This window comes from Paraburkholderia guartelaensis, assembly GCF_004353905.1.
Lineage (GTDB): Bacteria > Pseudomonadota > Gammaproteobacteria > Burkholderiales > Burkholderiaceae > Paraburkholderia > Paraburkholderia guartelaensis.
This window is the reverse complement of record NZ_SMOD01000016.1, coordinates 142,574-166,431: the sequence shown is the minus strand read 5'-3', so window position 1 is coordinate 166,431 and position 23,858 is coordinate 142,574. Positions and strand designations below refer to the sequence as shown.

At 64.9% G+C, this 23,858-nt stretch carries 19 protein-coding genes; 15 read left to right on the top strand and 4 right to left on the bottom strand.

Annotated features, from left to right (window positions below; translation table 11 throughout):
* The 4 genes from E1N52_RS22000 to E1N52_RS21985 all read left to right on the top strand — a co-directional run bounded on the left by E1N52_RS22000 (position 1) and on the right by E1N52_RS21985 (position 3,834).
* Positions 1-957 carry an SMP-30/gluconolactonase/LRE family protein gene (locus tag E1N52_RS22000; protein ID WP_246089162.1) on the top strand — a complete coding sequence of 319 codons (957 nt, stop codon included), beginning with the start codon at positions 1-3 and terminating at the stop codon, positions 955-957.
* Positions 958-982: 25 nt separating this feature from the next.
* Complete coding sequence (locus E1N52_RS21995; protein ID WP_133184834.1) at positions 983-1,897, top strand: aldose epimerase family protein; 915 nt, start codon at positions 983-985, stop codon at positions 1,895-1,897.
* Positions 1,898-2,069: 172 nt separating this feature from the next.
* Positions 2,070-2,759: a FadR/GntR family transcriptional regulator gene (locus tag E1N52_RS21990; protein WP_028208912.1), complete on the top strand. Its 690-nt coding sequence runs from the start codon at positions 2,070-2,072 to the stop codon at positions 2,757-2,759.
* A 25-nt stretch (positions 2,760-2,784) separates the two neighbouring features.
* A complete protein-coding gene (locus E1N52_RS21985; protein ID WP_133184833.1) occupies positions 2,785-3,834 on the top strand; it encodes an alpha/beta hydrolase in 1,050 nt (349 codons plus the stop codon).
* A gap of 134 nt (positions 3,835-3,968) precedes the next feature.
* Here the strand turns inward: E1N52_RS21985 and phaP are convergent, their stop codons facing one another.
* On the bottom strand, positions 3,969-4,532 hold the full coding sequence (phaP, locus tag E1N52_RS21980; protein WP_133184832.1) for a TIGR01841 family phasin: 564 nt from the start codon (positions 4,530-4,532) through the stop codon (positions 3,969-3,971).
* A 446-nt stretch (positions 4,533-4,978) separates the two neighbouring features.
* Between phaP and E1N52_RS21975 the strand changes: the two genes are divergently transcribed.
* The 3 genes from E1N52_RS21975 to E1N52_RS21965 all read left to right on the top strand — a co-directional run bounded on the left by E1N52_RS21975 (position 4,979) and on the right by E1N52_RS21965 (position 8,824).
* Positions 4,979-6,442, top strand: coding sequence for a catalase (locus E1N52_RS21975; protein ID WP_133184831.1), 1,464 nt, complete (start codon positions 4,979-4,981; stop codon positions 6,440-6,442).
* 276 nt (positions 6,443-6,718) lie between these two features.
* Positions 6,719-7,336 (top strand): cytochrome b, encoded by a 618-nt coding sequence (locus E1N52_RS21970; protein ID WP_133184830.1) that lies wholly within the window; start codon positions 6,719-6,721, stop codon positions 7,334-7,336.
* A gap of 21 nt (positions 7,337-7,357) precedes the next feature.
* The gene (locus tag E1N52_RS21965) at positions 7,358-8,824 is read left to right on the top strand and encodes a glycosyltransferase family 2 protein (protein ID WP_133184829.1); all 1,467 of its coding nucleotides are present in this window, start codon (positions 7,358-7,360) and stop codon (positions 8,822-8,824) included.
* 273 nt (positions 8,825-9,097) lie between these two features.
* Here the strand turns inward: E1N52_RS21965 and E1N52_RS21960 are convergent, their stop codons facing one another.
* A complete protein-coding gene (locus E1N52_RS21960) occupies positions 9,098-9,829 on the bottom strand; it encodes a DUF2459 domain-containing protein (protein ID WP_133184828.1) in 732 nt (243 codons plus the stop codon).
* Between the two features lie 288 nt (positions 9,830-10,117).
* Here E1N52_RS21960 and E1N52_RS21955 point away from each other — a divergent pair, with 288 nt between their 5' ends.
* The 6 genes from E1N52_RS21955 to E1N52_RS21930 all read left to right on the top strand — a co-directional run bounded on the left by E1N52_RS21955 (position 10,118) and on the right by E1N52_RS21930 (position 18,146).
* Positions 10,118-11,524: a circularly permuted type 2 ATP-grasp protein gene (locus E1N52_RS21955; protein WP_133184827.1), complete on the top strand. Its 1,407-nt coding sequence runs from the start codon at positions 10,118-10,120 to the stop codon at positions 11,522-11,524.
* A gap of 40 nt (positions 11,525-11,564) precedes the next feature.
* Complete coding sequence (locus tag E1N52_RS21950) at positions 11,565-12,518, top strand: alpha-E domain-containing protein (protein WP_133184826.1); 954 nt, start codon at positions 11,565-11,567, stop codon at positions 12,516-12,518.
* A 52-nt stretch (positions 12,519-12,570) separates the two neighbouring features.
* A complete protein-coding gene (locus E1N52_RS21945; RefSeq protein WP_133184825.1) occupies positions 12,571-13,371 on the top strand; it encodes a transglutaminase family protein in 801 nt (266 codons plus the stop codon).
* Positions 13,372-13,424: 53 nt separating this feature from the next.
* Entirely contained in the window at positions 13,425-14,306 is an 882-nt protein-coding gene (locus E1N52_RS21940) for a proteasome-type protease (protein ID WP_133184824.1), read from the top strand.
* Between the two features lie 149 nt (positions 14,307-14,455).
* Positions 14,456-16,153, top strand: coding sequence for an acid phosphatase (locus tag E1N52_RS21935; protein ID WP_133184823.1), 1,698 nt, complete (start codon positions 14,456-14,458; stop codon positions 16,151-16,153).
* Positions 16,154-16,733: 580 nt separating this feature from the next.
* On the top strand, positions 16,734-18,146 hold the full coding sequence (locus tag E1N52_RS21930) for a sugar efflux transporter (protein ID WP_133184822.1): 1,413 nt from the start codon (positions 16,734-16,736) through the stop codon (positions 18,144-18,146).
* 83 nt (positions 18,147-18,229) lie between these two features.
* Here the strand turns inward: E1N52_RS21930 and E1N52_RS21925 are convergent, their stop codons facing one another.
* Both E1N52_RS21925 and E1N52_RS21920 read right to left on the bottom strand, forming a co-directional pair.
* Positions 18,230-19,732, bottom strand: coding sequence for an MFS transporter (locus tag E1N52_RS21925; protein WP_133184821.1), 1,503 nt, complete (start codon positions 19,730-19,732; stop codon positions 18,230-18,232).
* A gap of 122 nt (positions 19,733-19,854) precedes the next feature.
* A complete protein-coding gene (locus E1N52_RS21920; protein ID WP_133184820.1) occupies positions 19,855-20,334 on the bottom strand; it encodes a hypothetical protein in 480 nt (159 codons plus the stop codon).
* Between the two features lie 749 nt (positions 20,335-21,083).
* Here E1N52_RS21920 and E1N52_RS21915 point away from each other — a divergent pair.
* Together E1N52_RS21915 and cyoA are read left to right on the top strand one after the other, a co-directional pair.
* Positions 21,084-22,628 carry an NADH-quinone oxidoreductase subunit M gene (locus E1N52_RS21915; protein WP_133184819.1) on the top strand — a complete coding sequence of 515 codons (1,545 nt, stop codon included), beginning with the start codon at positions 21,084-21,086 and terminating at the stop codon, positions 22,626-22,628.
* 339 nt (positions 22,629-22,967) lie between these two features.
* A complete protein-coding gene (gene cyoA, locus E1N52_RS21910; protein WP_069267482.1) occupies positions 22,968-23,855 on the top strand; it encodes a ubiquinol oxidase subunit II in 888 nt (295 codons plus the stop codon).
* Positions 23,856-23,858 lie beyond the last annotated feature (3 nt).

The following is a 23,858-nucleotide window of genomic DNA, read 5'->3' as shown; positions in this document are numbered from 1 at the left end:
ATGCAGCACGAAATGACGCTCGATGCTGTGTCGACGCCGCCGGTGAGGCCGCTCGAGGCTCATGATGCGCGGCGCTCGTCGGTCGGCGAGTGCCCCGTGTGGCGTGCTGAGGAAAGCGCGCTTTACTGGGTCGATATTCCCGCTCAGACGCTCGTTCGCTATGCGGTCGATACGGCGCGCCGCACCGAGTGGGCGCTGCCGGAGCGCATCGGCTGCTTCGCGTTCGCGCGCGATGGCGGCGTGCTCGCGGCGTTGGAGACGGGACTTTTCGCTGTGACGCTGCACGAACCGGCCGCTAACGTGCGGGCAGGCGAAGTGAGCGTGCGGCCGCTCGCGAGCGTGGCGCACGAGGCCGCGCGCATGCGTTTCAACGACGGCCGCTGCGATCGCCAGGGCCGTTTCTGGTCCGGCACGATGGTGCAGGACGCGGCGGCGCCCGACCCGGCGGGCAAGCTCTATCGCTATACCGCGCAAGACGGCTTGTCGGCGCCCGTGGTCGAGGGGTTGTGCACGCAGAACGGCCTAGCGTGGTCGCCGGACGGCCGCACGATGTATCTCTCCGATTCGCATGCGTCGAGCCGCCTGATCTGGGCCTTCGACTACGACATCGACGATGGCGTGCCCACGAATCGCCGCGTGTTCGCCGATCTGCACGACTACGCGGGGCGCCCCGACGGCGCGGCCATGGACGCCGACGGCTGCTACTGGATCTGCGCGAACGACGCGGGCCGGTTGCTGCGCTTCACGCCCGAAGGGCGGCTCGAGCGCAGCGTGGCGGTGCCGGTGGCGAAGCCTTCGATGTGTGCGTTCGGCGGTGCGAACCTCGACGTGCTTTACGTCACGACGATCTGCCCGCCGCAGACCGGCGAGCTGGACGGCCTCGTGTTCGCCATCGATGCCGGTGTGCGCGGCCTGCTCGAGCCCGCTTTCGCGGGTTCGCTGCGCGCGACCGACTGACCTTTGCCCTTAACGCAATGCCTATATGCCGCAGTTTCAAAACCAGGATGTCATCGAACTCGCGCTCGGCGCGTCACGACTGCTCGTCGCGCCGCAAGCCGGTGGGCGTCTGCTGTCGTGGACGCTCGGTGGCGCACCCATCATCCATTGGCCCGCCGCGCCGGACTGGAGCAAGCCGGGGCTGATCCGCGGCGGCAATCCGCTGCTGTTTCCGTTCATCGCGCGGCAGTGGGTGGATGGCCAGGTGGGGCGGTGGCGCGACGCAGAGGGCGTGGTGCGGGACATTCCGCTGCACGGCTTCGCGCGCGATCTGCCGTTCGCGGCGCAGATCGCGCCGCAAGGCGACGGCGTGCGCATGACGCTCACCGACAGCGCATCGACGCGCGAGTTGTACCCGTTCGGATTTCGCTTCGAAGCGGCCTACCGGCTTGCCGACGAAACGATGCTCGACGTGGAACTGACCACGACGAACACGGGCGACGCGCGCATGCCGTACTACGCGGGCCATCACTTCTATTTCGCGCTGCCGCACGCGCAGCGTGGCGAGGCGACGATCGCGCTGCCGCGCAACGTCCATCGCCGTCAGTTGCCGGACGGCACGACGGCCGGGGCCGCGCCGGGCGAGACGCACTACCGCTTCGACGACGCGCAGATCATCGACCGCTTTCATTGTCTCGACGGCGAGCCCGATGTGCCCGTGCGCATCGAGATGCCGTCGCAGCAGCGCGCGATCGAAATCGATCTGTGCCGGCCCGGTTCGGTGTCGTGGTACGCGGTCACGACCTGGTCGCTCGCGCCCGATTCGGACTTTTACTGCGTCGAGCCGTGGCTCGGGCTGCCCGACGCGATTCACACCGGCCTCGGCCTGCGCTGGCTGGAGCCGGGGGAGAGCGAGAAAGCGGCGTTGCGCATCCGCGTGAGTGCGCTGCCCTCAGGCTAGCCGGGGCAAAAGCGCAAGCAGCTGTAAATTGGCCGCAAATTGGTAAAGCGGTACGGAAAGAGCGGAAACTCCCGCAAAATGGGGCCTGGCCGGGGGCGGGTGGACGCTATCGGCCCGCCATATGACTTACAATTGACGACACTCCTGACAACCCAAAGTGCACCGTCCGATCATGTCTGAGCAGAAAGCGCCGAATATGCCGGCGCGGATTTACAGCGACATCCTCAATCGCATCATCGAGGGCGAATACAAGGAAGGGGAGCGCCTGCCGACCGAGCACATGCTCGCGGAGCGCTTCGCGACCTCGCGCCCCACGGTGCGCGAGGCGCTTGCCCAGCTGCGCGCAGACGGCATCATCGCCACGCGCCACGGCTCGGGCACGACGGTCATGCGGCGTCCCGACCCGGACGTGCGCCGTTTCGCGCCGCTCGAAACGCTGTCGGACATTCGCCGCTGCTACGAATACCGCGTGGTGGTCGAAGCCGGGGCGGCCTCGCTCGCCGCGCAAAAGGCGGAAGACGAAGACATCGCCGCCATCCAGCGCGAGTGGGACAACCTGCAGACCATCATCGAGACTTCGGGTATCGGCGCGAAAGACGATTTCGCGTTCCATATGGCCGTGGCGCGCGCCTCGAAGAACCAGTTCTTCATCACGGCGCTTTCGGGCATCCAGGAACAGATGGTGTTCAGCATGAACCTGTCGCGCAACCTCTCGCTCGTGAAGTCGATCGAGCGGCAGCGCCTCGTGCAGCAGGAGCACCTCGAAGTGCTCGAAGCGATCCAGGCGCGTGACGCCGAACGCGCTTCTACCGCGATGCGCGCGCATCTCGAGCGCGCGGTGAACCGCATGTTCGGCTCCTGAGCACGCCTTCGCGGCGAGTGCCTTCATGGGTTCGAACGTTCGGCGCCGGCTGGCGGTTGTGACTGCGGCGATCGCGCTGATCGTTGCGCCTGCACTCGCACAGGCGCGTCCCTTGCGTCCCGTCAGCGTGATCGCCGACGCGCGCATGTCCGTCGACACCCCGCAAGGCCACGCGCAGTTCCCGCTTTATGTGAGCGCGGACTGGACCGTGCCGCAGCCCGCCGTCCAGCGCGCGGTGGTCATCGTGCACGGACGGCTGCGTAACGCCGATACCTACTTTCGCACCGCGCAGCACGCGCGCGAATTGGCGGGTGTCGATCCTGCTGGCACGCTACTCGTCGCACCGCAGTTTCTCGCCACCGCCGACGTGAGCGCACACCACGCAGCGGGCGATCTTCTGAGCTGGCGCGGCAACGCGTGGATGGCGGGCGCGGATGCCGCGAGCGGCGTGCCGGTGAGTTCATACGCCGTGCTCGACGACATTGCTCGGCATCTCGCCGACCGGCGTCTGTTTCCCAATCTGAAAACGATCGTGTTCGCGGGACATTCGGGCGGCGCCCAGGTGCTGCAGCGCTACGCGATCGCTTCGCATACGGATGCGCTTGCCGCCGAGGGCATCGACGTGCGTTTCGTGGTGGCGAACCCGTCGTCGTACGCATATTTCGACGCGCAGCGGCCCGATGCGAACGGCACGCCAGCGGCATTCGATGCCTCGCGCTGCGCGGGCTTCGACCGCTGGAAATACGGGATGGAGAACCGCCCGGCGGCCATCGCCGACCGCTCGCCCGCGCAGCTCGAAGCGGACTACGTGAAGCGGCGCATCGTCTACCTCGCGGGCGGCAACGACGTCGACCCGGCCTCGGTATCGCTCGACAAGAGTTGTGCCGCGCGGGCGCAGGGCGCGCAACGCATGGCCCGCGCGCAAGGCTTCTACCGTTACCTGCAAACCCGTCACCCGGACGGCCTGAATCAGACGTTTCATGTCGTCCCCGGCGTGGGACACGACGGCGCGCGCATGCTCACGTCGAGTTGCGCGTTGGCGACGATGTTCGATACGGCAGGCTGTGCGCCTTGACGACTAACGCCGCATCGCGCCGGCCCCCCCAATAGCAAACGGGCGTGGAACTCGCATTGCACGAGGTCCACGCCCGTTTTCAGTCCGGCTGGCGGCAGGCGTTGCCCCCGCCAGCGGAAAGTGAAGCGTAACGCTTAGGCAGTCTGCTTGGCGGCGCGTGCCGACGCTTGCGCGACGGCCTTCGTTGCGGCCTTGCCGGCGGCGTCGAAGTTGCTTTCCGCGAATTCAACAGCTTGCTTCGCAGCCTTGTTCACCGACGAGTACGCGCTGTTGGCGGCGGTCAGCGCCGACTTGATCGCGGCGACAGCGGTTTCCGAGCCGGCCGGGGCGTTCTTCGCGGCGTTGTCCACGAACGTTTCGAGCGCGCGCTGCTGCGTTTCGTACTGCGACTGCGCGGCCGTGGCGAATTCGGCTTGCGTGGCCGAAACGATGCCGTAGACGCTGCGGCCATAGGCCATCGCCTTTTCAGCGGCGGGTTGGGCGAAGCCGGCTTGCACGGCGAAGAAGCCTTGCGGGTCCTTGGCCGAGAGCGCGCGCTGAGCTTGTTCCTGACCTTCAGCGAACGCCGCGCGGGCCGTTTCGATGTTGAGTTCGGCGAGCTTGATCGCGCCTTCGAATGCCTTGCTCGTCAGGCCGAAGAGGGCCTCGAGACCGGCTTTCTGGTTGGCGGCGAACTGTTCGGGGGTCGGCAGGTTCATGTCTCTTTCCTTTGGGGGGACGCTACGCGTCGGTTTCGGTTACGAAAACAAACTTTCGGTTCGATCACCGGTTCGCGCAGAGAAGGTTTTGTGCGATGCAGCAATCGAGTTCATAGTAACCGATCCATAAAACGTGTCAAGAACTTTTTGTGCGTCGCAGCAATTATGTAAACGCCTGATTTTTGGTGGAAATTTCCAACATGGCGGCAGGCGCCTAAGCTGGGCTGCGCGCCGCGTGAACCGCTTGAGCGCAGCGCTTTGCGTCTGCGCGCAAAATGGCCGCTCCCTCGGGCAAGCGCTGGTGCTGAAAGTTGGCGCCAGTGCGCAGTCCGGGTTGGTTCCCCAATCTAGCGGTGGCGGCCCCGACTGCGGCTCGAACATGCGGAAGCAGTCGAACGGGCGCGGTGCGCGCAGCCGCCATGCGCGAATCCATCAGGAGAGCGGTAATGGGTGCATCGAACGACAAGTCTCTCGGTCAATCCACGACGAGCACGGGCGCGCCGGCTGTCAGCGACCGTAACTCGCTCACGGTCGGTCCCGACGGCCCGATCGTGCTGCACGACGTGCATTTCCTCGAGCAGATGGCGCATTTCAACCGCGAGAAGGTGCCTGAGCGCCAACCGCACGCGAAGGGCGCCGGCGCGTTCGGCGAATTCAAGACCACCGAGGATGTGTCGCGGTACACGAAGGCCGCCCTGTTCCAGAAGGGCGCGGCCACGGAAATGCTGGCGCGCTTTTCGACCGTCGCGGGCGAAATGGGCAGCCCCGACACCTGGCGCGACGTGCGCGGCTTTTCGCTGAAGTTCTACACGACCGAGGGCAACTATGACCTCGTCGGCAACAACACGCCGATCTTCTTCGTGCGCGACCCGATGAAGTTCCCGCACTTCATCCGCAGCCAGAAGCGTCTGCCCGACTCGGGCCTGCGCGACGCCCAGATGCAATGGGACTTCTGGACCAATAATCCCGAATCGGCGCACCAGGTTTCGTACCTGATGGGCGAGCGCGGCCTGCCGAAAACGTGGCGCCACATGAACGGCTACGGCTCGCATACCTATATGTGGGTGAACGCGAAGGGCGAGAAGTTCTGGGTCAAGTACCACTTCCACACCAACCAGGGCATGCAGTTCTTCACCAACGCCGAAGCCGCGGCGATGGCGGGCGAGGACGCCGACTTCCACCGGCGCGATCTGTTCGATGCGATCAAGCGCGGCGAATTTCCGTCGTGGACGCTCTCCGTGCAGGTCATGCCATACGCGGAGGCGAAGAAGTACCGCTTCAATCCGTTCGATCTCACGAAGACGTGGTCGCACAAGGACTATCCGCTCATCAAGGTCGGCACGATGACGCTCAACCGCAACCCGGAGAACTTCTTCGCGCAGATCGAGCAGGCCGCGTTCTCGCCGGGCAACACGGTGCCGGGCATCGGCCTCTCGCCGGACAAGATGCTGCTGGGCCGCGCGTTCGCCTATAACGACGCGCAGCGCGCGCGTATCGGCACGAACTTCAACCAGCTGCCGGTGAATCGTCCGAAAGTGCCGGTTCAGACCTATATGTTCGACGGCAACATGACCTACGAACACAGCGGCAACGCACCGACTTACGTGCCGAACAGCTTCGGCCGTCCGTGGGCGGATACGACGGGCGCGGCGGACGACGGCTGGGAGGCCGACGGCGACATGGTGCGCAGTGCCTACTCGCTGCATGCGGAAGACGACGATTTCGGCCAGGCGCACGATCTCGTGCGCAACGTCTACAACGACAAGCAGCGCGAGGCGTTGATCCAGCAGGTCGTGGCGAGTCTGAGCGGCGTGGGCAGCCCCGTGCGCGAGCGTGTCTTCGATTACTGGAAGAAGATCGACGCCGAGGTGGGCGGGCAGATCGAAAAGCAGGCGGGCAACGCAAAATAAGCCGCCTAAGCCGCGAAAGAACTGGAACGGGTTGCACAGCCCGTTCCAGTTTTTCTTTTGTACGCGTCAGTTTGCGGGGCGTCGCATGACGGCCGGCCGCCGCCAAACTGGCAGAACCGCCATCTAGCGGATTCTGCAGCGTCAGGGACGAGGGGGCATAATGCGCGAGTCGCCGTGTGGGCAGCATCGCGCAATCCCGCCGGCGGACCGCGCGCGGCGGGAATAAATTTGCCGCGCCGGGCGTTATCCCTACAGATCCGCAACGGCCAAGCCCACGTGAAAACTCCCCTTTCCGCCGAATCCCCGTTTGCCGATGCCGCCGCCGGCGCGCAGAAGTACACGCGTGTTGCCGTGCTATTGCACTGGTTGATCGCGCTACTGATCCTCACGAACGTCGCGCTCGGTCTGACCGCCGCGCTGCTGCCCGACGGCGCGCTTTCGGACACCGCCATCCGCTTAGTGATCGATACGCACAAGTCGATCGGTATTACCGTGCTCGGGTTGGCGATCCTGCGCGTGCTGTGGCGTCTCACGCATCGTCCGCCGGAGTTGCCCGCCGAATTTCCGGGCTGGGAGCGCGCCTCGGCCCACGCCGCGCACGTCGCGCTCTACGTGCTGATCTTCGCGATGCCGCTTTCCGGCTGGCTGCACGACTCCGCCTGGGTCGCTGCAGCCTCGCATCCCATGTATCTCTTCGGCCTCGTGCAATGGCCGCGTATCGGCTTCATCATGAATCTCGATCCGGCCACGAAGGAGCAGTTGCACAACCAGTTCGGCGCACTGCACACGGCGTGCAGCTATGCGCTTTATGGCGTGCTCGCGCTGCATATTGCGGGCGCGCTCAAGCATCAATGGATCGACCGTCATTCGGTGCTGCGCCGGATGATGCCGTGAGCAACACGAGAAGGGTTCGACTTGAAAAACTCGCTTGAAGAGGCGCTCGCCCGCACATCGCCGCGCCTCGTGCCGCCTCCCACGCCGTTCGCGAGCATCGCGATACATCTGGGCGTCATGGCGCTCTGGTTCGTGCTGTTCGCGCGCGCGTTCTTCCTGCAAGGCGTAGTCGCGTGGTCCACGGGCATTGCCTATGTCGTCTACGACACGGTCTTGCTGCTCTTCGTCGCCTGGAAGGCGCGCGTGCTGCTTGCGCCTGCGGCAGCGCCCGAGGCCGCAGGCGCGGCGAAGCTGCCGACGCTCGGCGTTATCGTCGCCGCGCACAACGAAGCGGCCGTGCTGCCGATCACGCTCGACGCGCTGTTCGCGCAAACCCGCGCGCCGCAACAGATCGTGATCGCCGACGACGGCTCGACCGACGGCACGGCCGCCTTGCTCGCCGAACGTTATGGCCTGGCCGACCCGGGCGAAGGCCAGCTGAGCGCGCCTTCGCCGCAGTACCCGAATCTGCGCTGGCTGAAGCTCGCGCATGGCGGCAAGGCGCGCGCGCTCAACGCGGCGCTGCTTGCGATCGCAACGGAAACGGTCATGACCGTGGACGCCGACACGCTGCTCGAACCGGATGCTTGCGCCGCGATGGCGAGCGCGTTCGGCCGCGAGCCGGCGCTGGTCGCGGCGGCGGGCCTGCTCACGCCGGTTTGCGACCATACGTTGAGCGGCCGCTTTTTCCAGTGGTTCCAGACCTACGAGTACATCCGCAATTTCATCTCGCGCTTCGCATGGATGCGCGCCGACAGCCTGTTGCTCATCTCTGGCGCGTTTGCGGGCTTTCGCCGCGACGCCGTGATGGCCGTGGGCGGCTTCGACGCGGATTGCCTCGTCGAGGACTACGAACTGATTCACCGCTTGCGCCGTTATTCGGCGCGCAAGGGCCTGGGCTGGGACGTGCGTGTGCTCGGCACCGCCCGCGCGCGCACCGATGCGCCCGGTACACTGACGACCTTCCTGCGGCAGCGCCGCCGCTGGTTCGCGGGCTTCCTGCAGACGCAGTACTGGTATCGCGACATGACGGGCAACCGCAAGTACGGCAAGCTCGGCCTCATGATGCTGCCCGTGAAGGCATTCGACACCGTGCAGCCCATTTACGGACTGACGGCGTTTGCGCTGTTGATCGGCTTTTTATTCGACGGCCGCTTTACGATCGTGCTGCCGGTGCTGGGCGTGATCGTCGGCAAGATCGCGATCGACCTCGCATTTCATTTGTACTCCGTACATCTTTACCGGCGCTGGAGCGGCGACCGCACTCACTCGAGTTTCGGCATGGCGTTTCTTGCCGCCATTTTCGAGCCCTTCTCGTTCCAGTTGATGCGCCACAGCGGCGCGGCGCTCGGCTGGCTGCATTTCCTGCTCGGGCGGCGCAAGTGGGGCGTGCAAAATCGCACCGGCCTTGCGGCGGCGCGCAGCCGCGAGAGTGCGGCATCTCAATGATCTGATTTCCGTGGCATTCGACTTGCTCCCAGGTTAACAGGGCCGCGCCATGCGCGCGGTGCCGGCCTTTAAACCGGTCAGGGAGAGTCAAATGCATCGAATCAGCGTCCTCGCTTTACTATTGCCGCTCGCACTTTCAGGCTGCCTGTCGTTCAGCAGCAGCGATCCCAACCCGCCGCCGCCGCGGACCGTCGTCGTCCCGCAGCAGCCGCCCACCGAGGCGCCGCCACCACCACCACCGGGTGCGGCTTGTGTTGCGCCTTGCTGATCGATTCACTGACTTGCGGCAGCGCTGCGCGTCGCGCCGTCCGGCGCTTTCGTTTCCAGCGCGTGCCGCACTTCCCGCATCAGGCTGCTCGCGAACAGGACGTCGGGCACATCGTTGAGACCCGCCGAGCGCACCGCTCGCGCGGTCCATGTGTTGCAGGTATGGAGGGCGTCGTAAGTCCCTGACGCCGCGAAATAGACGCTGCCCGTATAGGGGCCATCGGCGAGTCGTTGAGGCGTGCCTGCCGCATTGGTTTCGAGCGAAGCGCGCAGATAGCGCTGGACGCTGGCGAGTCCGGCGTCGTCCACCGGCACCTCCAGGACGTTCTGCGGGCCGAAGGCCGCCTCCGGTGCCGCGCGCAACGCGGTCATCAGCACGGTGGCCTGGCTCGGCATGAGCGCGCCGATCATCGTCAGCGGGTCGTGACGGCGCTCCACCACGAACTGTCTTTCTCCAAAGCCGAAACACAGGACCGTTGCGTCGTCGAAGCCGAGCGCAAGTGCGTCGACCCAGACATCGACGTCGTGTACACGCAGGCAGATATCGGTGTGCCAGTCGCGCTGGACGACGGCGACGGACGTGCGCGTTGGGCCGTCGGCCACCGGTCCGATCGCGGCAGGCAAGGGGCCGTGCATGTTCGCGCATGCGCCCAATGCGGACGCGAGCACGAACGCGCAAAGCGCTTGCCACGCTGTGGTTTTCGTAGGACGCTCGTTCACGCAGGTCGTTTCGGTCATTGGAACTCAAGTCATGCAGTTGCGGGCTCTGCCTGCATATACCGTGCCGCGCGAGCGCATTGCACCAGCTTGAAGCGCAAATGCGTTGCCGCATTGGCGTGCCCTGTTTCGATACTGCCGATCCTGCCGGCGTTGCACCAATCGAGCGCATGAAACGAGGCTCAAGGCCGATGGCATACGCCTTGCTTTTTCGCTTGGACTGCAGCGCGCAACGCATCTCGCCTCATTCATGAGACGAAACGCGGCGGCGCCGCTGACGCAGTTGCACTCACGCGCGAGAACGAACCGATGCAAGTCCATGACGAAATGCGCGACGAGGGCGCGGTGCGCCCGCACTACGAACGCTTCCAGCGGTGGCTGGAGAGGCAGACCGGCGAGACGATGGCGCGCAAGCGCGCCGAGGCGGACCTGTTGTTCAGACGGGTCGGCATCACGTTCGCGGTGAACGGCGACCTTTCCGGCACCGAGCGGCTCATTCCCTTCGACCTCATTCCACGCATCATTCCCGCAGACGAATGGGCGCTGCTCGAGCGCGGACTACGCCAGCGCGTGCAGGCGCTAAATCTGTTCCTGCACGACGTCTATCACGAGCGCAACATCGTGCGCGCCGGCGTGATTCCGGCCGAGCAGGTCTACACCAATGCGCAGTACCGGCCGGAGATGCAGGGCATCGACCTGCCACTGGGCGTGTACGCGCATATCGCGGGTATCGACATCGTGCGCGACGGGCGCGACGGCGCGTTCTACGTGCTCGAAGACAATCTGCGCGTGCCCTCCGGCGTCTCGTACATGCTCGAAAACCGCAAGATGATGATGCGGCTTTTTCCCGAGTTGTTCGTTCAGCACAAGGTGGCGCCGGTCGCGCATTATCCCGATCTGCTGCTCGATACGCTGCGCTCGGTGGCGCCCGAAGGCGTGGACGATCCGACCGTCGTGCTGCTCACGCCCGGCATGTACAACTCCGCGTATTTCGAGCATACGTTCCTCGCGCAGCAAATGGGCGTCGAGCTGGTGGAGGGTAAAGATCTATTCGTAGAGGATAACTACGTATTCATGCGCACGACGCAGGGGCCGCGCCGCGTGGACGTGATCTACCGGCGTGTGGACGACGACTTCCTCGACCCCCTGGCGTTTCGCCCCGACTCCGCGCTCGGCGTGCCGGGGCTGCTCACGGCGTACCGCGCGGGCCGCGTCGTACTTGCGAACGCAATGGGCACGGGCGTGGCCGACGACAAGTCGATCTATCCGTACGTGCCCGACATGATCGAGTTCTATCTCGGCGAAAAGCCGATCCTGAAGAACGTGCCGACGTGGCAATGCCGTCGGCCTGACGATCTCGCCTGGACGCTCGAACATCTGCCGGACCTCGTCGTGAAAGAGGTGCACGGTGCGGGCGGCTACGGCATGCTGGTCGGCCCCGCATCCACTCGCGAGGAAATCGAGGCGTTTCGCACCCGGCTGCTCGCGCGGCCAGGCAATTACATCGCGCAGCCCACGCTGTCGCTCTCGGCTTGCCCAACCTTCGTCGATGCGGGCATCGCGCCGCGCCATATCGATTTGCGGCCCTTCGTGCTCTCCGGCAAGACGATCCAGATGGCGGCTGGCGGTCTCACGCGCGTCGCGCTCAAGGAGGGCTCGCTCGTCGTCAACTCGTCGCAGGGTGGCGGGACCAAGGACACATGGGTGCTCGAATGATTTCACTGGCCATACCACACGCACACGAAGAGGTTCGACCATGCTGAGCCGCACCGCCGATCATCTGTTCTGGATGGCCCGCTACATGGAGCGGGCGGAAAATACCGCGCGCATGCTGGACATCAATCTGAAGGCGCTCCTGCTGCCTGGCAGCGCGGACGCGGAGGCGCGCACGCATCGCGCGATGCTGCGCATCTCCGAACTAGAGCCCGCCTTCGATGCCCGCCACGAGGAAACGACCAGCAGCAACGTACTCAAATTTCTCGTTGCGGACCCGACGAACCCGTCGAGCATCTACTCGTGCCTGCAGGCGACCCGCGAAAATGCGCGCGCGGTGCGCGGCACGCTCACCACGGAATGGTGGGAAACGATCAACGACACGTGGCTGCAATTCGTCGAGCTGTTGCGCGGCAGCGAGCTGGAAGCGCGTCCCGATGCGCTGTTCGAGTGGGTGAAGTTCCGCTCGCATCTGTCGCGCGGCGTGCGTCTTGGCACGGCACTGCAGGACGACGCGCTCTTCTTCACGCAGCTCGGCACATTCCTCGAACGCGCGGACAACACGGCGCGCATTCTCGACGTGCGTTTCGTCGACGTGGAAAACGCCGACTCGCGCTCGGCCGCGCGCCAGCTCGAGGACTTCTATTACTGGACCTCGATTCTCAGCTCCGTTTCCGCGCTCGAAATCTATCGCAAGGTGTACCGCGACGTGGTGACGCCCGCGCGCGTGGTGGAGCTGCTCATTCTCAACCAGCAAATGCCGCGCTCGCTGCTGGCGTCGCTGGACGGCGTCTGCACGAATCTCGCGATGCTGCGCACCGATAGCTCGCGTGAAGTCGAGCGCACTGCGGGCAAGCTGCGCGCCGAGCTGCTTTATGCGGACCTGCGCCAGATCTTCTCGATGGGCGTGCATACGTTTCTCACGCAGTTTCTCGCGCGCGTGTACGAGCTGGGCAATCAGGTTGCGCGCACGTATCTGATGTTGCCGGTTGGTTAGCGCGATCCCGCGCTCATCGATATCCCAATCGTCTCGATGGAGGATTTGCCTCATGCAACTCGCAGTCCGGCACGACACGGTCTACCGCTACGAAGCGCCCGTGCATTATTCGATCCAGCAGTTGCGGCTTTCGCCGCTCACCACACCCACGCAGATCGTCAAGCAATGGCATGTCGAGGCGCCGGGCAAGCTCGACGCGTGCCGCGACGCCTACGGCAACGCGCTCATGACGCTGGTTCTCACGCGTCCGCATCGGGAAATTCGCTTGCGCGTGCGCGGTGAAGTCGAGACGGTCGCGCTGCCCGACGGCCGGTTGTCCGAAGGCGAGGGCATGGTGCCGATGCACCATTTCACTTCGCCAACGCGCCTCACCGAAGCCGACGAGGCGCTCACGGAATTCGCGTTCAGCTTGCCGCCGCTCGACGACACAGCCGCCATACTTCACGCGGCTTCACGCATCACGGAACGCGTGCGCTACGAATCCGGCGTCACGGATGTGACACACACCGCGGCGGACGCGCTGGCGCTAGGCCGTGGCGTGTGTCAGGACCATGCGCATGTGATGCTGGCGGTGTGCCGTGCGCGCGGCACACCGGCGCGTTACGTCAGCGGGTATATCGACCCCGGCGACGTGCCCGAAATGGCGAGCCACGCATGGGTCGACGTGTGGCTCGACAACGGCTGGGTGACGGTGGACGTCACCCACGCGTGTTTCGCGAGCGAAAAATATTGCAGGATCGCGGTGGGGCGCGACTACGACGCGGCCGCGCCAGTTCGCGGCCGCCGCGTGGGCGGGGCAGGAGAAACGCTCGACGTCAGCGTGCACGTGAGCGCGCAGCAGTCGCAGCAATAGGTTTACCGCTATAACAAAAGCAACGACGAAGACAGGGAAGGGTAAGGAGGCGCATGACGTACTGTGTGGCAATGGGCGTTGAAGAGGGGCTCGTGTTTCTTTCGGACACGCGCACGAATGCGGGTGTCGATCACATCAGCACGTCGCGCAAGATGGCCGTGTTCGAAGAGCCCGGCGAGCGCGTGCTCGTGCTGCTCGTCGCGGGCAATCTGGCTATCACGCAGGCCACGCTGCAAGTCCTGACCGAGCCGCAGGACGCGGGGCGCGCCACGCTCTGGAACGCGCCGACCATGGTCGAGGCCGCGCGCGTGGTGGGCGAAGCCGTGCGCGAGGTGCACCGGCGCGACGCGGAAGCGCTCAAGACCTTCAACGTCGACTTCAACTGCAGCTTCATTCTCGGCGGCCAGATCGGCGGCCATGCCATGCGGCTGTTCCAGATCTACGCGGCCGGCAATTTCATCGAGACGTCGAGCGTCAACCCGTATTTCCAGATCGGCGAGTCGAAGTACGGCAAGCCGATCATCGACCGCGTGCTGACGCCGCAGACGCCGCTCGACGAGGCCGCGAAGTGCGCGCTCATCTCCATGGACTCGACGCTGCGCTCGAACCTCTCGGTCGGCCTGCCGCTCGACCTGCTCGTGTACGAGCGCGACGCGCTGCGTGTCACGCGGTACGCGTCGCTCGACCAGTCGAATGCGTATTTCCAGATGATTCATTCGACGTGGGGCGCGCGGCTGCGTCAGGTCTTCGGTGAGATTCCCGATCCGCTCTGGACCGACGAAGGCGATGTGCCGCGCCACGAGCGCGCGACATTGCCCAGCGCCCCGCGCGCCGCGCACGAGGGTCACGCGAGCGAGCCGCGTCCCGCGCAAACTCTTGCGCAAGCCCAGCCACACGGCGCCGCAAGCGCGCCGCGCATGCCGCGCGACGGTTAAAAGGGCGGCTTGCGCACAGCGCGTGCGAGCTTCCTTTTTGCCTCGCCAACTGCGGAACCGGTATCCTGCTGCGTAATATTCGCGGTACGCCGCGCGCAATGCGCGTCCCCTCGACTCGCCCTGACGGGCATGGCACCGGAGGCAGGCTGATGAAGCAGAACGACGAACCAAAGAACGGGCGCCCAGACGAACCTTCCGTTCCCGGCGGTCCGGACGACCCTACGCGCCGCCGTGTGCTCGGCGGGCTGGCGGCGGTTGGCGTGGGCCTCGCGCTCGGCGGCTGCGAGACGCCGGCGCAGAGCGCGGCGAGCGCGCCGCGTAGCGCCGCCGATGCGCGCATCGATGCCGCGTTGCGCGACCAGGTGCGCCAGATCGTGGTGATCTACGCGGAGAATCGCAGCTTCGTCAATCTGTACGGCAACTATCCGGGTGTGCAAACGCCGCTCTCGAGCGTGAGCGCCGAGCGCTACGCGCAGCTCGATCGCGACGGCAAGACGCCGTTGCCGCAATTGCCGAAGATCTGGGGCGGCCTCGTGCCCCAGGCTCAGGAGCTCGACGGCAAGCGCTACATGATTGCGGAGCATCAGATCACGGGGCTTTCCAACCGCCCGTTCCGTATCGTGGATGCGCACGGCAATCCGCTGCCGAACGGCATCATCACGCGGGACTTGATCCATCGCTTCTATCAGAACCAGATGCAGATCAACGCGGGCCGCAACAACCAGTTCGCCGCGTGGGGCGACTCGGGCGGTCTCGTCATGGGCTTTTACGAGAACTCCGCGCAGACGCTGCGGCTCTGGAATATCGCGCAGCAGTACACGCTTTGCGACAACTTCTTCATGGCCGCGTTTGGCGGCTCGTGGCTCAACCACATCTTCCTGATCTCGGCGCAGGTGCCGCAATACGCCGATATCCAGACGAGCGCCGCCAAGCATCTCGCCTCCGTGGTGGAGGGCGACGATCCCACTGGCACGCGCCTGAAGGCCGCGCCGAACTCGCCGGCCTCGGCGCTCGACGGGCCGCCGAAGTTCGTGAACGACGGCCTCTTCACGCCCGACGGCTACGCCGTCAACACGATGGCGCCGCCGTATCAGCCGAGCAACGTGCGCCCGTCGGAAGACGGCAACCCGGCGCTCGCCGATCCGTCCAATCCGCGCGTGCTGCGCCCGCAGACCTACGCGACGATCGGCGACCGGCTCTCGGCGAAGGGTGTCGACTGGGCCTGGTACAGCGGGGCGTGGCAGTTTGCGCTAGACCATCAGGACACGGGCGCGGTGCCCGACTTCCAGTATCACCACCAGCCGTTCAACTACTTTGCTAACTTCGCGCCGGGCACGGCTGCGCGCGCGCGTCACCTGCGCGATGCGGGTCTCGGCGACGATCCGTCGACCAATCGTCTGCTCGCGGACATCGACGCAGGGCGCTTGCCGGCCGTCACGTTCTACAAGCCGCAGGGCAACCTGAACATGCACGCAGGCTACGCGGACGTCGATTCGGGCGACCGCCACATCACGGCCGTGATCGAGCACATCCAGCGCGGCCCGCAATGGGCGAACACGATGATCGTGGTGACGCACGACGAGAACGGCGGCTGGTGGGACCCGGTCGCGCCGCCCGTGGGCGACCGATGGGGTCCGGGCTCGCGCATCCCGGCGCTCGTGATCGCGCCGTTCGCGAAGAAGGGCTACGTCGATCACACGTTCTACGACACGGTTTCGATCCTGCGATTCATCAGCCGCGTGCATGGACTCGCGCCGCTCGACGGCGTGGCGGCACGCGATCAGACGTTCCTCTCGCGGGAGCAGACGCCGCCCGGCGATCTCACGGCAGCACTCGATCTGGCCTGAGCGCTGCGGGGTGCATCGAAGGGTAGAGGGCGGTGGCCGTCGCGAAACGTTTGCGGCTGCCGCCCGGGGTTGCCCATCCGAAACGCAAATTGATGCAAGCGCGACACAAGCGACGAACTCCCTATCCGATCAAGGAGTTGGCGCGCTCGCCAGGCGGTTATCAACAGGTTTGTCACCAAAAACTGTGGACAACTTCGCTGCGCAAAAAACATGCATTTTCTATGTCGTTTGCGAGCTTCCCGTTTTCATTCAAGGACTTGATGCGGATGTCCAGAAGTTGCTAACAGGGCTCTCAACAAAATCTGTGGAAAAGCTCCCGCGCCTTTCCCCGCAAAACGCCGCCGCTGCAACAATCGGCAACTTCGCGCGCAAACCGAATCGCATCAAGCACTTGGTGCTGTCGTCCCGGAGTTACGCACAAGGCTGTCCACCAAAGTTGTGGATAGCGCACCCAGATGTTGATCGCTGCCGGCTCAACCTTGCACAGTGTGGGAGTTCGGCCCGATAATCGGCGTCGATATGGCCGTCGCGTGACCGCGCGTGCACGGGCAACTTTCTTCTCGCCACTACCCGCCGCGCCGTGCTCAAAAACTCGCGCTTTGCCGGTCTTCTGCGTATTCCTGGTTTCCTGCCACTCGCCGGCGCCACCCTGATGCTCGGCGTGGCGATGTCCTTCACCGCGCCTTACCTCTCGCTGTTCGGCGTCGAGCGCGCCGGCATGACGCCGTTCCGGCTCGGCGTGTTCATGACCGCCATCGCCACGAGCGGCGTGATCGCGAGCACCGCGGCGGGCCGCTGGAGCGACGCCACCGGCAAGCACCGAACCCTGCTGCTCGTCTCGCTGTGCGCCGCCACGCTCGGCTATCTCTGCCTGTGCGTCGTCCGCGATTACCGGCTGCTGCTGCTCGTGGGCATTGCGTTCATCGGTGCGGGCGGCTGCGCGCTCTCACTCGTGTTCTCGTTCAGCCGCGCAGCGCTGCCCGCGCGCGACGACGCCGAGCGGACCTTTGCGAGCGCGACGCTGCGCACGATTCTCTCCGCCGCGTGGGTATTCGGGCCCGCGGTCGGCGCGCTCGTGCTGGCCGCCACGAACTTTTACGGGCTCTTCCTGTTCGCGGCGGCGAGCTTCGCGGCTTGCGGCACGATCGTCTGGCGCATGCGCGAGCCGCGCCATGACGAACACGCCACGCAACATCTGATGGCGCGCCCGACCTCTGATGAAGTCGCGCAGGAGATGAGCGCAGAGAACGAGGCACAGTACGAGGGCCAGCCGCTCACGCAAGCCGAAGTGCAGCCAGGCGCGCCACGCGACCCCGCAACGCTTCCCGCGGCGGCAACGGCAAAAGCGAAGAGCAGGGCAGCGCGCGTACCCGCGCCCGCCGCGGAGGGTTCGCAGAAAGACATCATGCGCGCGATCGTTGCGCTCACACTCATCGGTCTCGCCGCCAACGCGACGATGATCGTGTTGCCGCTCTACATCGTGCATGGCCTGCAGGGCACGCGCATCGACGTGTCGATCATGCTCGGCCTCGGCGCGCTCATGGAGATACCGATGATGCTCGCGCTCGGCGCGCGCGCCTCGGTGCTGAACAAGTCCTGGTGGCTGGCCGCCTGCGCCGTGGTGCATGCCGTCTACTTCGTCGCGATGTCGCTGGCGCCGGGCGTACACGCGTTGATCCCGATGCAGATTCTCAACGCCTTCGTGGTTGCCGTGACGTCGTGTCTTGGCATGACCTTCGTGCAGGATCTGATGCCGTCGTCGCCGGGGCGGGCAACGGCGCTGTTCTTCAACGCGTCGCGGCTCGGCTCGATACTGTCGGGCGTGCTTTCCGGCATGCTCGTGCAGGGGTTCGGTTATCGCGGCACGTTTCTTTTTTGCGGCGCGCTCGCGCTGTGTGCGCTCGTGCTGTTCGCCGTGCCCGGCGAGCAATATCCGAAGATGGCGCGTGCTGTGCGGCGTTATCTGCGTGAGCGTTCCGGCAAGCGGGATTGATTCCCGGCATAAGTTTGGATTGCCAGGCAATTTCATTCGAAGGAAAGGGCGGTGCTGCAAGCGCACCGCCCTTCATCGACGTTTTACTGCACCGTTTCGGCGTCCTGCCCGGCGAGCACTCGTGCGGGCGATACGGCGTCGAAGTCTTCCGCATCGACGTCATAGCCCGAAGGCTCCCAGCGAATCGAGAGCAGCGCCGTGAGCCCCACGAGCGGCGCGACCGCGATGATCCAGAACACGCGCGTGCCGAGCGCGGCGGCGAGCACCGGGAACAGGAACAGCGAGACCGTGGAACTGGCGCGCATGAGCGTCTGGTTGAAGCCGACGCCCACGCCGCGCAGCGAGGTCGGGTAGCCGAGCGAGGCGAACGTCATGCTGTGCGAACCGGGGCCGACGCCCTGGCCGAACAGGAATGCGGCGAGCAGGGCGACCGCGCTGACGACTTCGGGCGCCGTCGCCGGCTTGCCGACGATCGCGAGGCCGACGAGTGCCACGAACTGGATCGCATACCCCAACACGGTGAGCTTCCACGCGCCGAAGCGCGGCACGATACGCACGGCGATCAACCCGCCCACGAAGGCGAAGCCGAGATTGAGTATGAGCGAGGCGAGGATCGTCGTGAGCATGGACTGCGCGAGGAAGCTCGAGATGATCACGGGCAGGCCGAACGCGACCGCGTTGTACGCGAACGAAGACGCCACGCCGATGACCGTGGCGAGCACCGTGCGCCGCGTGTAGACGCCGCGCAGCAGCGCGCCGTAGTTCTTCCACGACGCCACGCGCGCCGGCTTGGCCGCGGCGCTCGCGGCGGCTTCGGGCGCGACCTGCGCATCGATGCCGTATGAGCGCTTGAGGATGCGCGCCGCGCCTGCGAGATCGCCCTGATTCGCGGCCCACACGGGCGACTCGCTGATATAGCGGCTGCGAATCGCGATGATGACGAGCGCCGGCACGGCGCCGAAGCCGAGCGTGAGGCGCCAGAGCAGATGCGAGTGCGAGGCGGGCAAGCCTGCGTAGAACGCCAGCACGAGCAGATACGACACGCTGATCGCCGCGTACCAGACGGGGCACCACATCGCCACGCGCGCGGCCTTGTAGCCGCGCCCCTTGAGCCGCGAGAACTCGGCGAGAAAGGCCATGGCCACGGGCAGGTCGATGCCGACGCCGAGCCCCATCACGAAGCGCGCGCCGCCGAGCACCCAGGCGTTGGGCGCGAGCGCGCACGCAAGCGTGGCTACGACGAAGAAGAACATGTCGGCCATGAACACGCGATAGCGCCCGATGCGATCGGTCAGGAAGCCGCCGAGAAACGCGCCGACGATGGCGCCGAACGTGATGGCCGAAGCGACGAAGCCGGTGCCTGCGGGCGAGAGCGAGAACTCGCGCGCCACATCCTTGAGGCCGAAGGCGAGGGCGCCGAGGTCGTAGGCATCGAGGAACACACCGCCCAGCGCGATCGCCACGACGATGCGCGCGTTGCTGCCGGTGGCGGCCCCCGCGTTGACGAGCTGCGAGACGTCGGCGGCGCTGCGGATCACCGGGCGGCCGGAAGGGCTGAACGAAGAGGGGGAAGCTGAGGCGGGCATGCGGGGCGACGCGAGCGGGCGCGCTATTGGCGACAAAGCGCGTGATGCTACCGCCCGCGCGGCGCGCGCCCAAATCGTTTTTGGTTATGAGCTCATGCCGTGCGGACCAGTCAGTGCCTGTGTCAGTGCATGTAGGTGACGCGGCGCGAGCGGTCGCTCAACCGTACTCCCGCGTCGAGCAGCGCGATGGCGAACCAGCGCGCGGTCTTGAGCATGCCGCTTACGCTCGGCATCGGCAGCCAATCGTTAAGGAGCTGCACGGCGGCCTCGCTGCGCGTGGACTGCAGGAGCGCGATCACCTGCAGCAGCGATCCTTCGTCCTTCGCGAGTTCGGAGGCGCAGCGGCAGCGCGTATCGAGCGGGCGGCACGAGGCGCGGCACAGGGTGCCCATCAGCAGATCGAAATAGCCGAAGCCTTCGGCGCCGAGCCCCGCGTCGGCGAGCACGCCGCGCCAGCTTTCGGCCTTGCCGTAGGCGTCGCAATGCGGTCGCAGCCAGGTGCGCACGGCGCGCAGGACGGTCTGTTCGGCGGTGTCGGGGTGATGGACGAAGGTGTCGTCGATCAGCGTGTCATTTCTCGCGAAAGGGGCGGTGTAGTTCATGGAGCCTCCGGTCCCGCACAAATCATTCGGGTGGCGCCGGGTCGTCCGGCATGGGCTCCATTCTGGGACAAATTCCGTCTAAATGCAAATGATTCTCATTTGTGAGGATGCGTTGATGGAAGGTCGATGGCCTCGCGCAACCGGGAAGGGACTGTTCCAGCCAGCGCCCTTAATGACGGGGACACAAGACGCTAAAGTGCCGGCCATGCGTGTTCCAGTGTTCTGGCGCAACGTGAGAGTTGGCCCCGGCCCCATGAAGGCCGGGGCTTTTTTTTTGCACCGCGCAAGGGCGCGCGGGGCGGGCCTGGCACGCGTTTTGGAGGCCGCCGGGGGCCATACCCCGATGCATAAGTCATTGAACCGAAAGAAACAAGTAAGGTATTATTTCGGCCGCGCAGCGTGACAGCCTGCCGCGCGTCATGGCGCCCTGGAGGTCGAAAGCGTTGTTTTGGCGATCAAAAATGAGCTGTAACAGCCTGTTTGTTGTTTTTTCTCTTAGTACGTTATTGAATAAAAACAATGACTTGCGTCAATCTTCGATCCGGCCCGTGTTGTTGCGCTGCAAAACTTCCGTATTCCGTTTACCCTCGTTAACCCTTGAACGTGTGTTGCATTTCGCCTCGTCGCTGACAAATACATTACAGCCAGCCTGGTTCGATTTTCACCCCGCGTCAATCTTTCAAGTTGCTTGCGCACCTGAACGTGCGCCGTGGAAGCTATTTGCTCCGCATTTTTGAGGTCCTGTTGAAATGCAATCCGTTCCATTCCTGAGTCTGGCGATCTGGATTCCCATCCTGTTCGGCGTGGCCGTGCTGCGCCTCGGGTCGGATCGTCATCCGCAGCGTGCCCGTTGGCTGTCGCTCGTTGGCGCCGTCGTCGGTCTGCTGCTGACCCTCCCGCTCATCTCCGGCTTCGACAACCACGCGGCCGGCATGCAGTTCGTCGAATTCCGCGAATGGCTGCCTGAGTTCGGCGTGGCGTGGCGACTCGGGATCGATGGTATTTCGATGTGGCTCGTGGTGCTCACCGCGTTCACGACGCTCGTGATCGTGATCGCCTCGTGGGAATCGATCACGGTGCGCGTCGCCCAGTACTTCGGCGCGTTCCTGATTCTCTCGGGCCTGATGGTCGGCACCTTCGCCGCGACCGACGGCATGCTGTTCTTCGTGTTCTTCGAAGCCACGCTGATCCCGCTGTACCTGCTGATCGGCACGTGGGGCAATGCCCGCCGCACCTACGCCGCGGTCAAGTTCTTCTTCTTCTCGCTCGCCGGCTCGCTGCTGATGCTGGTGTCGATGCTGTACCTCTACAGCCAGTCGCACACCTTCGACATGTCGGTGTGGCACAACCTCACACTCGGCTTCATCCCGCAGATCCTGGTGTTCATCGGCTTCTTCGCGGCCTTCGCGGTGAAGGTCCCGATGTGGCCGTTCCATACGTGGCTGCCCGACGTCCACCTCGAAGCGCCGACTGGCGCGACGGTGATGCTGGCCATGCTCAAGCTCGGCGGCTACGGCTTCCTGCGCTTCACGCTGCCGATCACGCCTGACGCTGCACACTTCTTCGCGCCGGCCATCATCACGCTCTCGCTCGTGGCCGTGGTCTACTCGAGCCTGCTCGCACTCGCGCAGACCGACATGACCAAGCTGCTCGCGTACTCGACGGTCGCTCACATGGGCCTCGTCACGCTGGGCCTGTTCCTCTTCAACCAGATCGGCACCGAAGGCGCGATCGTGCAGATGATCTCGTACGGTTTCGTTTCGGGCGCGATGCTGCTCTCGATCGGCGTGCTGTTCGACCGCACCAAGACGCGCTCGATCTCGGCTTACGGCGGCGTCGTCAACGTGATGCCGCGCTACGCCACCTTCATGATGCTGTTCTGCATGGCCAACCTCGGCCTGCCGGGCACGTCGGGCTTCGTGGGCGAGTTCATGGTCATCATGGGCGCGATCCGCGTGAACTTCTGGGTCGGCGCGATCGCCGCGACGACCGTCATTCTGAGCGCTGCGTACACCCTGTGGATGTACAAGCGCGTGATCTTCGGCGCTGTGGCGAACAAGGGCGTTGCGAAGCTGGCCGACATCGGCCGCCGCGAAACGCTGATCTTCGCTTCGCTCGCAGCGTTCGTGCTCGCAATCGGCCTCTACCCGAAGCCGATGACCGACGCGATCGAGCTCTCGGCGGCGAACCTCGTCACCCAGGCCGGTCGCAGCAAGCAACCCGTCGACGATGGAGCGCCTGCTGACGCGGTGCGCGCTGGCACGGACGTTCGTGCTCAGCACTCGCCGACGTGATCACTGAAGATTGACGGCGCAACCAACGCGCCGCATCGCCTACGGGCGCTGCGGCGCGTTGTTGCGTCCAAGGGTTTTCGAATTTTGAGATTCGAGAAGTAGCCGCGGCGGGCCGCTGTCAAGGGCAGAGCAGGGCGCGAAGTGCGTGTGTTTCCGAGGCGCGACAAACCTCGCGAACACATGCGACAAAGTGTCTCAATCTTCTTTTGACAAAGGTCATTTTCCACATTCATTGATTGCGAAATATCAAAGCGGCTGTATGATGCGGGCGCGCTTCCTTTGTCGGATGTCAGGGGACGCGTCCGGAACTATTCAATGAATGAATTTCAGGCAAACGTGATGAAAAGAACGACCTTTCAAAGGTTACTGCTTCCCATCAGCGCCGGATTGGCCTTGTGTCTTTCCGGATGCAACATGGAGCTCCTTGACCCCAAGGGAAGTGTGGGCGTGGCGGAAAAGCAGCTGATTGCGACCTCCACATGGGCCATGCTGATTGTTGTGATCCCCGTGATCGTCCTGACGCTGTGGTTTGCGTACCGCTACCGCGCGTCGAACCGTAGCGCCACGTACGACCCGAAGTGGTCGCACTCGACGGCGATTGAAGTCGTCGTCTGGACCATTCCGACGCTGATCATTCTCTTCCTCGCCGTGCTCACGTGGAAAACCACGCACGAGCTCGACCCCTACAAGCCGCTCGAATCGAACGTCAAGCCGATCAACGTCGAAGTTGTCGCGCTCGACTGGAAGTGGCTGTTCATCTACCCGGATCTCGGTATCGCGACGGTGAACCAGCTGGCCGTGCCCGTTGGCACGCCGGTGAACTTCAGCATCACGTCGGATTCGGTGATGAACTCGTTCTTCATCCCGCAGCTTGGCACCCAGGTATACGCGATGGCTGGCATGCAGACGCGTCTGCACCTGATCGCCGACCACGCTGGCGACTACGCCGGCCTCTCGGCCAACTTCAGCGGCAAGGGCTTCTCGGACATGAAGTTCCGCACCCTCGCCACGAGCCAGCAAGACTTCGACGCGTGGGTCCAGAAGGTGAAGGCGTCGCAGACGCAACTTTCGATGGATCAATACGCAACGGTCGCACAGCCGAGCGAGAAGGCTCCGGTTGAGTACTTCTCGACGGTCGACCCGAAGCTCTTCAACAACATCATCGCGAAGTACAACAACGGCCACGTCACGAATTTCAGTGACCCGTCGTGCGTGACCAAGGGGTAAACC

Coding starts and splice junctions, on each gene's coding strand:
- E1N52_RS22000 (WP_246089162.1), top strand. CDS start 1: ATGCAGCACGAAATGACGCTCGATGCTGTGTCGACGCCGCCGGTGAGG.
- E1N52_RS21995 (WP_133184834.1), top strand. CDS start 983: ATGCCGCAGTTTCAAAACCAGGATGTCATCGAACTCGCGCTCGGCGCG.
- E1N52_RS21990 (WP_028208912.1), top strand. CDS start 2,070: ATGTCTGAGCAGAAAGCGCCGAATATGCCGGCGCGGATTTACAGCGAC.
- E1N52_RS21985 (WP_133184833.1), top strand. CDS start 2,785: ATGGGTTCGAACGTTCGGCGCCGGCTGGCGGTTGTGACTGCGGCGATC.
- phaP (WP_133184832.1), bottom strand. CDS start 4,532: ATGAACCTGCCGACCCCCGAACAGTTCGCCGCCAACCAGAAAGCCGGT.
- E1N52_RS21975 (WP_133184831.1), top strand. CDS start 4,979: ATGGGTGCATCGAACGACAAGTCTCTCGGTCAATCCACGACGAGCACG.
- E1N52_RS21960 (WP_133184828.1), bottom strand. CDS start 9,829: ATGACCGAAACGACCTGCGTGAACGAGCGTCCTACGAAAACCACAGCG.
- E1N52_RS21955 (WP_133184827.1), top strand. CDS start 10,118: ATGCAAGTCCATGACGAAATGCGCGACGAGGGCGCGGTGCGCCCGCAC.
- E1N52_RS21950 (WP_133184826.1), top strand. CDS start 11,565: ATGCTGAGCCGCACCGCCGATCATCTGTTCTGGATGGCCCGCTACATG.
- E1N52_RS21945 (WP_133184825.1), top strand. CDS start 12,571: ATGCAACTCGCAGTCCGGCACGACACGGTCTACCGCTACGAAGCGCCC.
- E1N52_RS21940 (WP_133184824.1), top strand. CDS start 13,425: ATGACGTACTGTGTGGCAATGGGCGTTGAAGAGGGGCTCGTGTTTCTT.
- E1N52_RS21935 (WP_133184823.1), top strand. CDS start 14,456: ATGAAGCAGAACGACGAACCAAAGAACGGGCGCCCAGACGAACCTTCC.
- E1N52_RS21925 (WP_133184821.1), bottom strand. CDS start 19,732: ATGCCCGCCTCAGCTTCCCCCTCTTCGTTCAGCCCTTCCGGCCGCCCG.
- E1N52_RS21920 (WP_133184820.1), bottom strand. CDS start 20,334: ATGAACTACACCGCCCCTTTCGCGAGAAATGACACGCTGATCGACGAC.
- E1N52_RS21915 (WP_133184819.1), top strand. CDS start 21,084: ATGCAATCCGTTCCATTCCTGAGTCTGGCGATCTGGATTCCCATCCTG.
- cyoA (WP_069267482.1), top strand. CDS start 22,968: ATGAAAAGAACGACCTTTCAAAGGTTACTGCTTCCCATCAGCGCCGGA.